The sequence below is a fragment of the Rhodoferax ferrireducens T118 genome, from assembly GCF_000013605.1.
In the GTDB taxonomy this organism is placed as follows: domain Bacteria; phylum Pseudomonadota; class Gammaproteobacteria; order Burkholderiales; family Burkholderiaceae_C; genus Rhodoferax; species Rhodoferax ferrireducens.
Map to the genome: position 1 here is coordinate 3,911,505 of NC_007908.1, position 15,361 is coordinate 3,926,865.

Consider the following 15,361-nt stretch of genomic DNA (forward strand, 5'->3'; position numbering starts at 1 on the left):
AACAGTTTCTCAGTCAGTTGTTAGTTGCGCACGGGCTTGCCGGTGGAGAGCATGCCCATGATGCGTTCCTGCGTCTTGGGGTGCGTGAGCAAGGAGCAGAAGGCCTGGCGCTCCAGCGTCATCAGATACTCTTCGCTGACCAGGCTGCCGGCATCCACGTCACCACCACACACCACGTTGGCAATCAGGCTGGCAATGTGGTAGTCGTGCGCGCTGATGAAGCCGCCGTCGCGCATATTGACCAGCGAGCCCTTGATGGTGGCCACGCCGCTGCGCCCTGCCACCGCGAACAGGCGCTTTTGCGGCGCCCGGTAGCCCGAGTTGAACATCGCCTTGGCCTCGTTGATGGCCACAAACAGCAACTCGTCCTTGTGCGGAACGATCACATCGCCCTCAAGCACATAACCGAGCTTGCGCGACTCCAGTGCACTGGTTCCCACCTTGGCCATGGCCGCAGCGGTGAAGCCCTCGGTCAGGAATGGCAGCAGGTCTTTACCGGTAGACGCGGCGGCTTTCTCAGCCGCGCGACGGGCGATATAGGTCAGCCCACCGCCACCGGGCACCAGGCCGACACCCACTTCGACCAGACCGACATAGCTTTCCATGGCAAGCACGCGTTTGGCGGAAAACACTGCCAGTTCGCAGCCGCCACCGAGCGCCAGGCCGCGCACCGCCGACACCACGGGCACGTTGGCATAGCGCAGCTTGAGCATGGCCTCTTGCATTTCCAGCTCAGCCCCATCGATCGCCTTGGCACCGCCCATCATGAAGGCGGGCAGCATGGCCTGCAAATCGGCACCGGCTGAAAACAGCTCGTCGTTCGACCAGATGACAAGCCCCTGGTAGCTGGCCTCGGCCAGTTCCACACCCTTGAGCAGACCTTCAACCACGGCCGGGCCAATGGCGTGCATCTTGGTCTTGATGCTGGCAATCACCACGTCGTCGGCCAGCGTCCACAGGCGAATCGCATCGTCTTCAAACAGTGTCTTGCCCGCGGTTTGGGCCTTGGGCGCATCGGCACCCAGCACGCTCTCGGGGAAGTGCTGGCGCGTGTACACCGGCAGGCTGCGCGGCAATACAAATTGGCCCGTGCTGGGGTTCCACGAACCCTGCGGTGTGTGCACGCCACCGGCCTCAAGCACCGGGCCTTTGAAGACCCAAGCCGGCAGTGGCGCTTTGCACAAGGCTTTGCCTGCGTCGATATCCTCTTTGATCATGTTGGCCACGTTGAGCCAACCGGCTTCTTGCCACAACTCGAACGGGCCCTGCTTCATGCCAAAGCCCCAGCGCATGCAGAAGTCCACGTCGCGCGCATTGTCAGCAATGGCTTCCAGGTGCACCGCAGCGTAGTGAAAGGCATTGCGCAAAATGGCCCACAAGAACTGGCCCTGCGCGCCTTCGCTGTCACGCAGCAATTTCAGCCGTTCGGCGGCCGGTTTTTTCAGCATGCGCGCATAGACCTGGTCTGCCTTCTGGCCACCGGGCACGTACTCTTTGGATTCGCCGTCAAAACGCAGCACATCGCGGCCAACTTTCTTGAAGAAGCCGGCCTTGGTTTTTTGACCCAGGTTGCCCATTTCCAGCAAGGTCTTGAGCACCGCGGGGGTGGCAAAACTTTCATAGAACGGATCGGTGTCAAGCGTCAAGGTGTCTTGCAAGGTCTTGATCACGTGTGTCATGGTGTCCAGCCCCACCACGTCAGCGGTGCGGAAGGTACCGGAACTGGCGCGGCCCAGCTTTTTGCCGGTCAGGTCATCGACCACGTCATAGCTCAGGCCAAAATTCTCGACCTCTTTCATGGTCAACAACATACCGGCGACACCCACGCGGTTGGCGATGAAATTGGGGGAATCCTTGGCCCGCACCACACCTTTGCCCAGGTTGCTGGTGACAAAGGCTTCGAGGTCGTCCAGGATCTGCGGTTGCGTGGTGGGTGTGTTGATCAACTCCACCAGCATCATGTAGCGCGGCGGGTTGAAGAAGTGGATGCCGCAAAAGCGTGGCTTGATTTCTTCCGGCAGGACTTCACTGAGCTTGGTGATCGACAGGCCCGAGGTGTTGGACGCCACGATGGCGTGCGGCGCCAGGAAAGGGGCAATTTTCTTGTACAGATCGAGCTTCCAGTCCATGCGCTCGGCGATGGCTTCAATCACCAGATCGCAGTCCAAGAGCTGGTCCATGTGCTCTTCGTAATTGGCCTGCTGGATCAAGGCAGCATCTTCCACCACGCCCAGTGGCGCGGGCTTGAGCTTTTTCAGGCCCTCAATGGCGCGCGTGACGATGCCGTTCTTGGGGCCTTCTTTGGCGGGCAGGTCAAACAGCACGACCGGCACCTTGCAGTTGACCAGATGGGCGGCAATTTGCGCACCCATCACGCCGGCACCCAGCACGGCTACTTTTTTGACTTGAAATCTTGACATTGATTTAATCTCCGTTCGGGCTGAGCTTGTCGAAGCCCTTGAATATGTTCACAAATGCCCTTCGACAAGCTCAGGGCGAACGGCTAACTGATTACGGAACGCGCGTCCAGGTTTGGGTTCGATAGAAAAACGCGATGTAGCCGCGCACCTGAAGCTGCTTGCCGTCTTCGATCGGCGTCAGGCGCAAGGTGTAGTCCTTGCCGTTGTCAGGGTCGAGGATCTTGCCGCCTTCCCAAACCTCCTTGCCATCGGATCTTTTGGCGCCACGGATGATCTCCAGCCCCAACACCGGCTTGTTTTTGCGCTCATCGGTGCACTTGTCGCAGACATCGTCCTGCCTGGCGTCTTTGCGCAGCAGTTTCTCGATGCGGCCCGAGAGCACGCCCGCGTTATCGCTGATGCGCACCTCGGATGACACCTCGCCGGTCTTGTCGTCAACGGTGCGCCAGACGCCCACGGGCGTCATCTGGGCCAGTGCCGGCCATGCCAGCGCGGCCAAAACAACAGCAGCAATTTGCCTGAACATAAGGACTCCTTGGCTCTCAGGCCAGGGCCGCATCGGTGTCCATCAACACTTTGCTGCCGGCGCGTGCCGTGCGCATCAGCGTGGCGGTTTCGGGGAACAGTTTGGCAAAGTAGAAGCGCGCCGTCTGCACCTTGGCCAGGTAGAAGGAGTCGGTGTTGCCGGCGGCAATTTCACGCAAGGCCACTTGCGCCATGCGGGCCCAGAAGTAGCCAAACACCAGGTGACCGGCCACGCGCAGGTAGTCCACGGCGGCAGCGCCCACTTCATCGGCGTTCTGGAAGCCCTTGAAACCGATTTCGGTCGTGAACTTGGTCATCTGGTCGCCAAGAATGGCGATCGGGGTGATGAATTCGGCCATCTTTTCGTTGACGCCTTCTTCGGCCACCAGTTGGCCAACGAGCTTGCCAAACTTGCGCAAGGTGGCGCCGTTGTTGCCCAGGATTTTGCGTCCCAGCAAGTCCAGCGACTGGACTGTGTTGGTGCCTTCATAAATCATGTTGATGCGGTTGTCGCGCGCAAATTGCTCCATGCCCCAGTCCTTGATGTAACCGTGGCCACCAAACACCTGCATACAGGCATTGGTGGAAATATGGCCGTTGTCCGTGATGAAGGCTTTGACGATCGGGGTCAGCATGGCCAGCAATTCACCAGCGTCCTTGCGCACTTTCTCGTCAGGATGGCTGTGCTCTTTTTCCAGCAACATGGCGCTGTAACACAACAGGGCGCGGCCGCCTTCGGCGTAGGCCTTGGCCGTGAGCAGCATCTTGCGCACGTCCGGATGCACGATGATCGGGTCGGCCGGCTTGTCCTTGGCCTTGACGCCGGTGAGCGAGCGCATCTGGATGCGCTCCTTGGCGTAGGCCAGCGCGTTCTGATAAGCCACTTCCGTCTGGCCGAGCGACTGGTTGCCGACACCCAGACGCGCCGCGTTCATCATCACAAACATGGCTTGCATGCCTTTGTTGGGCTGCCCCACCATGGTGCCGACCGCGCCGTCGAGCACCAGTTGCGCCGTGGCGTTGCCACAGATGCCCATCTTGTGCTCCAGGCCGCCGCAGTAAATACCATTGCGAGCGCCCAGCGAGCCGTCCTGCTTGACCAGGAACTTGGGCACGATGAAAAGACTCACCCCCTTGATGCCAACCGGTGCATCGGGCAGACGGGCCAACACCAGGTGAATGATGTTGCTGGCCATGTCGTTCTCGCCGGCACTGATGAATATTTTTTCGCCCGTAATTTTGTACGTGCCGTCGGCCTGCGGCTCGGCCTTGCTGCGCATCAGACCCAGGTCAGTGCCGCAATGCGCCTCGGTCAGGCACATGGTGCCGAGCCACTCACCACTGGTCATCTTGTGCAGATAGGTCTGCTTTTGCTCTTCAGTGCCGTGCGCATGCAGGGCCGCATAAGCACCGTGCGTCAGCCCCGGGTACATGGTCCAGGATTGATTGGCGCTGTTGAGCATCTCGTAGAAACACTGATTGACGATGTGCGGCAGACCCTGACCCCCAAAGGCGGTGTCGCAGGCCAGCGCGGGCCAACCCCCTTCAACGTATTTGGCGTAAGCCTCCTTGAAGCCGGTGGGCGTGGTGACCTCATGCGTCACCGGGTCGAGCTTGCAGCCCTCGGCATCGCCGCTCTGGTTCAAGGGAAAAGCCACTTCGGCGGCAAATTTGCCACCTTCTTCCAGCACGGCGTTGATGGTGTCAACATCCATATCGGCGTGCTTGGGGATGGCTGTCAAATCGTCAACAACGTGGAGCACTTCGTGCATCACAAACTGCATGTCACGCAGAGGGGGGGTATAGGTCGGCATGCTTACTTCTCCTTTAAATTTCGATTGGATGCTGGGGAACGGTGTGATGCGCCAGCGGCAGACTTGCCGTAGCGCTTGAGAATATTGTCAAAGCCGGTGTGGGCGCGCCCGATGGCGGCTGGATTCTGCAAAAACCGGGCTTCATAGTGCAAGGCCAGGATCAGGCCATGGATTTCGAAGGCCATTTGCTCTTCGTCAGCATCCTCATGGAGCTGCCCCTCCTGCTTGGCCTGGACGACGGCGCGGTACATGGCGGCCAGCCAGGTCTTGACCGAACTCGCCAGTGCATCACGCACCGGCCCGGGACGGTCATCAAACTCAACCGCACCGCTGATGAAAATACAGCCGGACTGAAGTTCGATCGCCACGCGTTTCATCCAGTTGGCAAACAGGGCCCGCACCCGCGGCAGGCCCCGGGCTTCATCCATGGCCGGGGCAAAAACCTCGTCATAAAAGCGGGCGTAATACTCGTGGATGACGGAAATCTGCAGCTCTTCGCGCGATCCAAAATGCGCAAAAACCCCCGATTTGCTCATCCGGGTCACCTCGGCCAAGGCCCCGATGCTCAGGCCTTCCAGTCCGATCTCTGCGGCCAGCCCCAAAGCGGCGTCAATAATGGCCTGCTTGGTCTGCTGCCCCTTGTGCAAGGCATGCCCGGCGCCCGGGCGGCGGCTGGAAGGTGCATATTGAACAGGTGATTTGGTGGAGGTCATAACACTAGAAAAGAACGATCGTGCTATTTTGCAACAAATCCGAACGCCATGCAGCCCGGAGGCCCCATCTAGAGAGATTTTTCTAGTCAGAACGCGGGTTTACCCGCACTAATTAGCGTTTCAAGGACACCACGAGCTTTGCCAGGTTGGCCAAAACGTACAAGTCTGATAATCGCTCAGAGCATCAGTGCCAGGGCGGCCTCGAGGTGTTCGCAAGGCAGGCGCTTGAAGTTGGAGCGCGCAAAGCGCTGCAGGCGCCCAACGACAAAAGCAATCAGGACCGACGCCCGCACCTGGGTGTCAAGACTGGGTGTGGCCGAGCCACGCAACTCGGCGCCCGCGCGCAGGCTTTGCTTGAGGCTGGACTCGATCTTGTCGAAAAACTGGTTCATGCGCTGTTGCAGGCGCTCGTTCTCGAACACCAGCGCATCACCCACCATGACGCGGGTCATGCCGGGATTTTTCTCGGCGAACTGCAGCAGCATGGTCACCACCTGCGCGGCCTGACGCACGCCTAACTGGGCGCTGGTCACGGCGTCCAGCAATGGTCCCGCCCCAGCGGCCACGACACCCTCCGTCATGGGTGAGCTCTGGCGTTCGGCAATCTGGTTGACCAGCGAAAACACCGTCTGTTCAATGAACTCGATCAGGCCCTCAAACATCTGCGCCTTGCTGGCAAAGTGCCGGTACAACGCGGCCTCGCTGACCTCAAGACGCGCCGCCAGGGCCGCAGTGGTGATGCGCTCCGAGCCGGGCTGTTCCAGCATCTGCGCCAGGGCTTGCAGTATCTGCTCCCGGCGCTCCCCCGGTTTCAGCCGCTTGCGCGCCAGAGCGGCCGGTTCTCGGTTGTCGGTGCTTGGGAAAGAGAGCAGGGAGGGGGTCAATTCGGCGTTAGACATGGGCACAGAACAGTGGGTTGAATTCATTCTCGCATAGCGCTACCAAGGGTTTTTGCGGGGGTCAGACCGGAAACACCAGGGTAAAGCGGGCACCGCGCCCCTCCCGGGCGTTGCCGACAACCAGCAGACCGTGGTGCGCCCGGGCAATCTCGTCAACGATCGCCAGGCCCAGGCCATTGCCTTGGCTGGCCGTGCCCGGCATACGGTAAAAGCGCGCCAGGACACGCTGGCGTTCCTCCACCGGCACACCCGGGCCGTTATCTTCAACCTCCAGAAATGCGGCGCCGCCATCGGGCATACGACCACAGCGCAGCGTGACGACCCCGCCCGCCGGTGTGTATTTCAGCGCGTTGTCCGTCAGGTTGCCGAGCAGCTCGCGCAACAACCACGCGTGACCCGCCACCTGCACGGCTTGCACATCCAGCCCCAAATCGATCTGCTTGGCCGTGGCGGCATCCAGGTGCGCCTCCAGCAGGGTTTCGCACAGCTCTTTCAAATCGACGGTTTGCACTGGCTGTTGGTCCAGACCGTGGGCGTCGGCACGCGACAAGGCCAGCAGTTGATTGGCCAATTGCGAGGTACGGCGGGTGGCATCGCGCAGGCGCCTGATTTGCTCTACTCCTATATTTATAGCTGCTTGCACTTTATTCACGGGGGCTAGAGGCTGGTTTTGTATAAATTTTCCGCAGGATGAACAAGTGGCTACGGGCATGCTGGCCGCCTGCGCCCAGGCCTCGACCTGCGCCTGCAGGCCCGCCAGCGGCGTGCGCAGTTGATGCGCGGCGTCGGTCACAAAGCGGCGCTGGCTCTCAGCCTGGGCGTTGACCAGACCGAACAAGCGGTTCAGCGACTGCACCAGCGGGCGCACCTCTTCGGGCGAGGCCTGCACATCCATCGCACTCAAGTCGCTCGGCGAGCGCTGCTCGACCGCCTCCTTCAGGTCCAGCAAGGGACGCAGCGCCTGTCTGACCGCCCAATTGACCACAAACACCCCCAGCACCATCAGCACCAGATTGGGCAACAAGACCTTGAGCAGCACCAGTTTGACCCACTGTTGGCGCGGATCGGACCCATCTGCCAAACGCACGACCAGCTCCCCAGCGGCGGTTTGGAGGCGCTGCGAGACTATGCGGTAGGTCACACCGCCCTGCTCTGCGCTGGCGAACTCAGGCTCGCGTGTGGTCGGCGGCAACCCGCTCAACCAGTCATGACCCAGCAGCACCCGCCCCTCCAGATCGGCAATGCAGAAGGCTGAAAGACCGACCCGGTCTCTGAGAAATTCTGCGATGACCGGGGCCATCAGCAGGACCGGCGGGGCATCGGACGTTTTGCCTCTGGCGATCACCGAGTCCGCCAGCAAGGGCACCAGCTTGAGCAGTTGGCGGTCTTGCTGCAAGGCGGCAGCGTCGGCATAACGGTAGTCAAACCAGGCATTGACGCCAGCCAGCAGACACAGGGGCACCAATAACAGCAGCAGCAAGCGCCGCTGCAGGCCGGAGGACATGGTTGCCAGCTGCATCGGTCAAGGCGCTGGATGGCGCGAATCGCTTATGCCGGCTTCGATCAGTTCCAGACGGTAGCCAAAGCCGCGAATCGAGCGCAGCCCGATGCCATGCGGCTCCAACTTGCCGCGCAAGCGGGAGATGTACACCTCCACCGCATTGGGTGTGATCTCCTTGTCCCACCCGGTCAGCGCCTGCAGCAGCTTGTCTTTGTTGGCGGGTTTGGGCGCGTTGATGAGCAGGTACTCCAGCACCGTCCACTCACGCGGCCCCAGCTCGATTGCCTGGCCGCTGGGCCGCAGGCAGGCCAGCCGCGTCGCCGTGTTGAGTTCCAGCGCGCCAAAACTGAGCACCGCCGAGGTAGCCGCCTGCGAGCGGCGCAAGAGTGCGCGCAGGCGTGCCAGCAGCTCGGGCAACTCGAACGGTTTGACCATGTAATCATCGGCTCCGGTGTCGAGCCCCTGCACCCGCTCGTGCAGGGCGTCGCGCGCGGTGAGCAGCAGCACGGGCATGGCGGGCGCGTCTTTGCGCAAACGCTGGGTCAGCGCCAGACCATCCATGCCAGGCAAACCAATGTCGAGAACAGCCACGTCAAACGATTCGTGGCGCATGGCTTCCAGCGCGCGCTCGGCATTGCTAACCCAGTCCACGGCGTAACCGGCGTCGGTGAGGCCGAGCTTGATGCCACTGGCCACCATGACATCATCTTCCACCAACAATAATCGCATTAAATTGGCCTCCAGCCACCGTGGAATAAGCACATATAGCTATTACAATGATAGCAAACTAATTCTCGATGCGCTCAACCTCCAGCCCCAAGCCCTTGGTCGGCGCGGGTCCGGCAGGGTCGCGTTGGGACCGGATTTTGATGTTTTGTTAATGAGAGCGAATCATCGTGCCAAAGGCCTGATCGGTCAAAATCTCCAGCAACAGCACATGCGGCACCCGGCCATCAATGATGTGCACCGAGTTGACACCGCTCTTGGCTGCATCAAGCGCACCGCTGATCTTGGGCAGCATGCCGCCGCTGATGGTGCCATCAAGAAACAAGTCATCAATCTGGCGGGCACTCAGGTTGGTGAGCAAGTTACCCGCTTTATCAAGCACGCCGCTGATATTGGTGAGCATCATCAGCTTTTCAGCCTTCAGCACGGTGGCGAGCTTGGCCGCGACCACATCGGCATTGATGTTGTAGCTCTCGTTGTTCTCGCCAAAACCAATCGGGCTGATGACCGGAATGAAAGCGTCGTCCTGCAGCGCCTTGACGACGCTGGGATCAATGCTGACGATGTCGCCGACCTGGCCGACGTCGTACTCCTTGCTGGCATCGGTGTTGTCGCGCATCTTGAGTTTTTGGGCGCGGATCATGCCGCCGTCACGCCCGGTCAGGCCCACGGCCTTGCCGCCGGCCTGGTTGATCAGACCCACGATGTCCTGTTGCACTTCGCCACCCAGCACCCACTCGACAATTTCCATGGTTTCGGCATCGGTCACGCGCATGCCCTGGATGAATTCGCCCTTTTTGCCCAAGCGCTTCAAGGCGGCTTCAATCTGCGGCCCGCCGCCGTGCACCACCACCGGGTTGATGCCGACCAGCTTGAGCAATACCACGTCCTCCGCAAAATCGGCCTGCAATGCCGGGTCGGTCATGGCGTTGCCACCGTACTTGATGACCATGGTCTTGCCATGGAACTTGCGGATGTAGGGCAGCGCCTGGGCCAGGATTTCGGCCTTGTCGCGCGGCGCAATGTTGCTAACGTCGGTCATGGGTTACATCAACTCTTGATCGCGAAATCTTCTTTGGTTTTTCCATCCACCAGCAGCGCTGTCAACCAGCGCGGCGTCAAACCCCGGCCACTCCAGCCTTCCCCATTGGGACCCCGGTATTTGGCAGCCACCGGCAAGGCGACTTTCTTGGGGGCGCCAGCGGGTTTGACGCCAGCACCGGCCTTGCCGACCTTGGTGGCTTTGGCTTTGCCCTTGGCCCCGCGTGCCTTGCCAGGCTGCAAATCCTTCAGGGTGATACCAAAAGCCTGCATCTTGGCCAAAATATCCTGCACCGTCTTGCCAAACTCCCGTGCTTTGATATCACTGGCCTGCTTTTGCAGTTTCTCTATCTGACTTTGAATCTCGATCAAATCGCTCATACTGAATCCTCTATCTTGGAAAATTGAAAATCTCTGCGCTGACGGCCTTGGCGGGCCCTTTATTTAGATCGTTTTAATACGTCAGATTATCTCTTCTTATTATTACCTTCAATTGGTTGATGCATACTATTTTTTGCGTCCATTCATCAAGATTCGTTTTTCAAATATTTAATCGTCGCCGTCGCTTTTTCGGAGCGTGCTGCCCCATCACAGCCGCCTATTTGCTTCCAATTTGGCAGATTGACGAAACGATGCAGTGCGCCAGACGACGACATATTCCCCGAATATGGCCAAATCCAATCAGGAAATTAGACGGCGGGAGTTATTGTCACGAATTCAAGTCAGTCAATAATGAAGGAGGGCGGAGAAACTGGCTCAGAAATGAATCCCCCGCATCATCTGCTGCATCGCGACTGCTTCTGGCGACAGATGTTGTTTCACCACTTTATCGCCCGGCTTCGCGCCCTTGGCGGCGCCCGAGTCCGGGAACATCCGGAAGGCTGTATTCATGGCAATCTGCGCCACCCGCGGCAACACGGCATGCAAAACCTGACCCGTAATGCCCAGCCGGGTGGCAATGCGCACTGGTTTGAAAATACAGGCTTCGGCAACCATGTCGGCGGCCTCTTCGGGCGCCAGCGTGGGCACGTTGTTGTACAGCCCGGTCGGCGCGATCATGGGGGTGCGCACCAATGGCATGTTGATGGTGGTAAAGCTGACGCCCTGATCGGCAAACTCGCTCGATGCGCAGCGGGCCCAGGCTTCCAGGGCGGCCTTGGAGGCCACATAGGCGCTGAAACGCGGCGCGTTGGTGAGCACGCCGATGGAGCTGATATTGACCACATGACCTTTGTGTTTGGCCACCATACCCGGCAGCAGTCCCATGGTGACGCGCAGGCAGCCAAAATAATTGAGCTGCATGGTGCGCTCAAAGTCATGAAAACGATCGTAGCTGGACTCAATGGCGCGGCGAATGGAGCGGCCGGCGTTGTTGATCAGGAAATCCACGCCGCCATGGTCATCAATCAACTGTTTGATGAACCGGTCGCAGTCCGCCATGTCGGCAATATCCGCCGGGTAGGCGATGAAACTGTAGCCTTTGGCTTTGGCCTCCTTGCAGGCTTCTTCGAGCTTGTCGACATCACGACCGCAGATGACGGTAATGGCACCAGCCTCCGCAAATTTGTGAGCGGTCGCCAGGCCGATACCCGATGAACCACCGGTGATCAGGACCACTTTGCCTGCCACAGTGCCGCGCAGGGTGTGGTCAATATGCAGAGCGGGGTCAAGATGACGCTCCCAGTAATCCCACAAGCGCCAGGCGTAATCCTTCAGGTTGGGGCAGGCCACCCCCGTGCCTTTGAGCGCTGCGAGCGTGTCGCGGCAGTCAAACCGCGTGGGGTAGTTCACAAACGTGAGCATGTCCTCGGGCAGGCCCAGGTCTTTCATGATGGCCTGGCGCACCCGGCGCACCGGCGCCAGCGCCATCAGACCCTTGGTGACACTGCGAGGAATGAACCCGAGCAGAGCGGCATTGATAAACAAATTCATCTTGGGCGCGTGCGCGGCGCGACTGAAAATGTCGAGCACGTCGCCCACGCGGTAGCCCACCGGATCCACCAGGTGGAAGCACTTCTTCGTGATTCCCTTTTGGTGACTGATGACGTCCAGTGCGTTCACCACAAAGTCCACCGGCACAATATTGATGCGTCCACCTTCCAGTCCGACCGACGGCATCCAGGGCGGCAGCACCTGGCGCATGCGCTGAATCAACTTGAAGAAGTAGTAGGGTCCGTCAATCTTGTCCATCTCACCGGTACTGCTATCGCCCACCACCATGGCTGGCCGGTACACTGACCAGGGCAGCTTGCACTCATGGCGCACAATTTTTTCACTTTCATGCTTGGTCATGAAATAAGGGTGCTCGTAGTTCTCGGCCTCCTCAAACATGTCCTCGCGGAACACGCCCTCGTACAACCCAGCCGCCGCGATCGAGCTCACATGGTGAAAGTGCCTGGCCTGAATGGCGGCAGCCAGTTCCACCGTGTTGCGGGTTCCCTCAATGTTGACGGCAATCTGGCTGGCTTCATCAGCCCCCAGGTCATAGACGGCAGCCAGATGGTAGAAATGGTCAATCTGACCTTTGATTTGTTTGATGGCATCGGCAGAGACGCCCAGCTTTTTGGCCGTCAGGTCGCCGAACACAGGCACCACCCGCGCGGCGCCGGCACCCCAGTACTTGCGCAGACCCGCCACCTTGCCTTCACTCTCCTGGCGAATCAAGAAGTGCACCACCGAGCCCTTGCGCTCAAGAAGTTTTTTGACGAGCCGCTTGCCAATGAACCCGGTGGCACCGGTAACAAAATACTGCATGAAAGCCTCCAATTAGAGAATATCTATTCTGGCTGAAACCGGACCAATGTCTATTCAGCATAAACCCGCGCCCGGCTAGGGCCCGCGCCCTAGAGAATTAGGATGTACCACCTACACGACGATTCAACGAGCCCTTAAAGTGCTGCTCATGCACTCAATCCCACGAGTGCAACCCGGTTCAAGCAACTCACACCCTATCTGGAGCGCCTCATGGTCACAAAACTGAAGAAAACTACCCCCAAAAAGAAGACCGACACACGTCTGAAGGGATCAGTCAAAGATTCAGCCCAGCAAATCTGGCAGGCGGGTCTGGGCGCTTTCAACAAGGCCCAGGCCGAAGGCTCGAAGGCCTTTGAGGCCCTGGTCAAGGAAGGCGTGAGCTTGCAACGCAAGACCCAATCGGTTGCCGAAGAAAAAATCTCGGAAGCCACCAGCAAAATGTCCACCATGGCAACCGATATTTCGTCCAAAGCCTCCGGCCAATGGGACAAGCTGGAAAGCATTTTTGAAGATCGCGTGGCCAAGGCGCTGAACAAGCTCGGCGTGCCCTCAGCCAAAGACGTCAACGCCCTGATCGCCCGCATCGATGAACTCAACAAGAGCGTGCAAAAACTCTCGGCCAAAAACCCGGCGCCGACAGCAGCTGCCAAGGCTGCGGCCAAAGTTGCGCCAAAGAAAACAGTCAAGCCTGTGGCCAGGTCGGCCGTCAAGCCAGTCGTCAAAGCGACGCCGAAGGCGGTGGTCAAACGTGCGGCGCCAGCGCGCAAAGCAGCCGCGGTCGAAACGGTTGAACCTGCTGCGGCCCAAGTCTGATAGCGGCGTGTCGTGAAGCCACTGACACAGCTTGCGCGGCGAGGGCCGTGCAAGATGATTCTCCTGAAGGGCGCTTAGGCGCCCTTTTTTGCTTTTTTAGCCTATGGGAAACATGCCGCCGTACGCGAAGCGAACCAGACCCGTGCCCAACTGATCCAGTTACCAGTCTTGCTGCATTGCAGCAAATCTTCATCACCCTCACCTCTACACTTTGAGCTTATGAAACTGAAAACATCTCGCCCGCCAAGAATTGCGCTGGCACTGGCGGGTGGCGGTCCGCTGGGTGCCATTTATGAGATCGGCGCCCTGTGTGCGCTTCAGGAGTCACTCAACGGCATCGACTTCACCAAGTTGCAGCACTATGTTGGCGTGTCCGCTGGGGGCTTCATAGCCGCCGGTTTGGCCAATGGCATCACTCCCCATGAGCTGTGTGCGTCATTTATTGAGAATGACAGCGAGACGTCCGACAGGTCCGAAACGTTTGATCCGTCCTGGCTGCTGGAGCCCGCCTATGGCGAGTTTGTGCGCCGCGGCATCATGCTGCCCGGTTTGCTGCTGTCGGCCTTGTGGCATTTCACGGCGGGCAGGAAATCGTTCATCCGGGCACTGGAACGCCTGAGCCCCGGCCTGCCCACCGGCATTTTCTCCAATGAGCAGATCCATGTTGAGCTGGCCCGCATCTACGCGCGCGAGGGCCGCACCAACGACTTTCGCCAGCTCAAAACCGAGCTCACCCTGGTGGCCACCAATCTGGACAGCAGCGTAGCGGTGCCCTTTGGTCGCCCGGGCTGGGACCATGTGCCGATCTCCAAAGCGGTGCAGGCCAGCGCGGCGCTGCCGGGCCTGTTTCCTCCGGTGGAAATTGATGACAGCTACTATGTTGACGGCGCCCTGAAAAAGACCATGCACGCCTCCGTTGCCCTGGCCAGCGGCGTTGACCTGATGTTGTGCCTGAACCCATTGGTGCCGTTTGATGCCACCGCACCACAGGTCGCCAAAGTCATGCGGCGTGGCCTGCCAGCTGAAAAGCACCACATCCCGCGCATCATCGACGGCGGACTGCCCGCGGTGCTGAGCCAGACCTTTCGCTCCATGATTCATTCACGCCTGAGCCTGGGCATGAAGCACTACGAGCACCTCTACCCCAACACCGACATCATCCTGATTGAGCCCGACCACCGGGACCCGGAGATGTACCTGGCCAATACCTTCAGCTACTCCCAGCGCCGCAACCTGGCCGAGCACGCTTATCAGCAGACACGCCAGATGCTGCGCTCCAACAAAACCGGCCTGTCCGAGAAACTGCGGCGTCACGGCATCAGCCTGCACCACGAATCGCTGGACGACCCCAAGCGGCACTTGAGTGCGCCGGCCAAGCCCGCCAGCCAGGTGGGGCGCGCCATCGCGAATCTGCAGGAAATCATGGACGATCTGGGCCATGTCGTGCGATCAGCAGCGCATAAGAGCAGCCCCTCATGGTAAAAAAAGCGCCCCGGCGCACCGCCGAACGGATTCTGGAGGTCACGCTGGAGCTGTTCAACCGCTTTGGCGAGCCCAATGTATCCACCACCTTGATATCAGCCGAACTGGGCATCAGCCCGGGCAACCTGTACTACCACTACCCGGCCAAAGACGAACTCATCAACTCGCTGTTTGACCGTTACGAGCGCGCCTTGAACGAGCTGCTCAATGCCAGCGACGGCGTGCGCGACGTGGAAGACGCCTGGTTCTTCATGCACAGTCTGTTTGAGTTGATCTGGCAGTACCGGTTTTTATACCGCGACCTCAACGATTTGCTGAGCAAGAACCGGCGGCTCGAAACCCATTTCCAATCGGTCCTTAAAAACAAGACCCGCGCCGTCAAAGCCTTGCTGGACGGCATGAGCCGCACCGGCGCGGTGCGTATTGATTCGCGTGAAGTCGAAGCCACGGCCACCAGCATGGTGGTGGTGCTGACCTACTGGCTGAGTTTTGAATATGTGCGCGACCCGCGCCGGGCACTCGAGCCTGAAAACGCGCAGGCAGCACTGCTGCGCGGTGCGCACCACGTCTTGAATTTGCTGGTGCCCTATCTGGAGCCGAGTCAGCGCCAGCACTTGCTGCAACTGGTGGGCGCCTACAATAACAGCGAGAAATAGAAAAGCCGGTCACACCT

13 protein-coding genes are annotated in these 15,361 nt (G+C 59.6%); 3 read left to right on the forward strand and 10 right to left on the reverse strand.

Annotation, left to right across the window (positions count from 1 at the left end; genetic code table 11):
• Positions 1-20: 20 nt before the first annotated feature.
• From RFER_RS17820 to RFER_RS17865, 10 genes are all read right to left on the reverse strand, one after another.
• Positions 21-2,420: a 3-hydroxyacyl-CoA dehydrogenase/enoyl-CoA hydratase family protein gene (locus RFER_RS17820; protein ID WP_011465785.1), complete on the reverse strand. Its 2,400-nt coding sequence runs from the start codon at positions 2,418-2,420 to the stop codon at positions 21-23.
• A 91-nt stretch (positions 2,421-2,511) separates the two neighbouring features.
• A complete protein-coding gene (locus tag RFER_RS17825; RefSeq protein WP_011465786.1) occupies positions 2,512-2,946 on the reverse strand; it encodes a DUF2147 domain-containing protein in 435 nt (144 codons plus the stop codon).
• 16 nt (positions 2,947-2,962) lie between these two features.
• Complete coding sequence (locus RFER_RS17830) at positions 2,963-4,759, reverse strand: acyl-CoA dehydrogenase C-terminal domain-containing protein (protein WP_011465787.1); 1,797 nt, start codon at positions 4,757-4,759, stop codon at positions 2,963-2,965.
• Between the two features lie 2 nt (positions 4,760-4,761).
• Entirely contained in the window at positions 4,762-5,472 is a 711-nt protein-coding gene (locus RFER_RS17835; protein WP_011465788.1) for a TetR/AcrR family transcriptional regulator, read from the reverse strand.
• 176 nt (positions 5,473-5,648) lie between these two features.
• On the reverse strand, positions 5,649-6,371 hold the full coding sequence (gene slmA, locus RFER_RS17840) for a nucleoid occlusion factor SlmA (protein WP_011465789.1): 723 nt from the start codon (positions 6,369-6,371) through the stop codon (positions 5,649-5,651).
• A 61-nt stretch (positions 6,372-6,432) separates the two neighbouring features.
• Entirely contained in the window at positions 6,433-7,890 is a 1,458-nt protein-coding gene (locus tag RFER_RS17845; RefSeq protein WP_011465790.1) for a sensor histidine kinase, read from the reverse strand.
• A gap of 3 nt (positions 7,891-7,893) precedes the next feature.
• Positions 7,894-8,601 (reverse strand): response regulator transcription factor, encoded by a 708-nt coding sequence (locus tag RFER_RS17850; protein ID WP_011465791.1) that lies wholly within the window; start codon positions 8,599-8,601, stop codon positions 7,894-7,896.
• Between the two features lie 148 nt (positions 8,602-8,749).
• Positions 8,750-9,640 carry an acetylglutamate kinase gene (argB, locus tag RFER_RS17855; RefSeq protein WP_011465792.1) on the reverse strand — a complete coding sequence of 297 codons (891 nt, stop codon included), beginning with the start codon at positions 9,638-9,640 and terminating at the stop codon, positions 8,750-8,752.
• A gap of 8 nt (positions 9,641-9,648) precedes the next feature.
• Positions 9,649-10,020 carry an H-NS family nucleoid-associated regulatory protein gene (locus RFER_RS17860; protein WP_011465793.1) on the reverse strand — a complete coding sequence of 124 codons (372 nt, stop codon included), beginning with the start codon at positions 10,018-10,020 and terminating at the stop codon, positions 9,649-9,651.
• Positions 10,021-10,395: 375 nt separating this feature from the next.
• On the reverse strand, positions 10,396-12,393 hold the full coding sequence (locus RFER_RS17865) for an SDR family oxidoreductase (protein ID WP_011465794.1): 1,998 nt from the start codon (positions 12,391-12,393) through the stop codon (positions 10,396-10,398).
• Between the two features lie 210 nt (positions 12,394-12,603).
• Between RFER_RS17865 and RFER_RS17870 the strand changes: the two genes are divergently transcribed.
• The 3 genes from RFER_RS17870 (at position 12,604) to RFER_RS17880 (ending at position 15,344) form a co-directional block, all read left to right on the forward strand.
• The gene (locus tag RFER_RS17870; protein WP_011465795.1) at positions 12,604-13,206 is read left to right on the forward strand and encodes a phasin family protein; all 603 of its coding nucleotides are present in this window, start codon (positions 12,604-12,606) and stop codon (positions 13,204-13,206) included.
• 219 nt (positions 13,207-13,425) lie between these two features.
• A complete protein-coding gene (locus tag RFER_RS17875) occupies positions 13,426-14,688 on the forward strand; it encodes a patatin-like phospholipase family protein (protein WP_011465796.1) in 1,263 nt (420 codons plus the stop codon).
• Positions 14,682-15,344, forward strand: a complete 663-nt coding sequence (locus RFER_RS17880; protein ID WP_011465797.1) for a TetR/AcrR family transcriptional regulator — start codon at positions 14,682-14,684, stop codon at positions 15,342-15,344. Before RFER_RS17875 ends, RFER_RS17880 begins: the two co-directional genes overlap by 7 nt.
• The last annotated feature ends 17 nt before the right edge of the window (positions 15,345-15,361 follow it).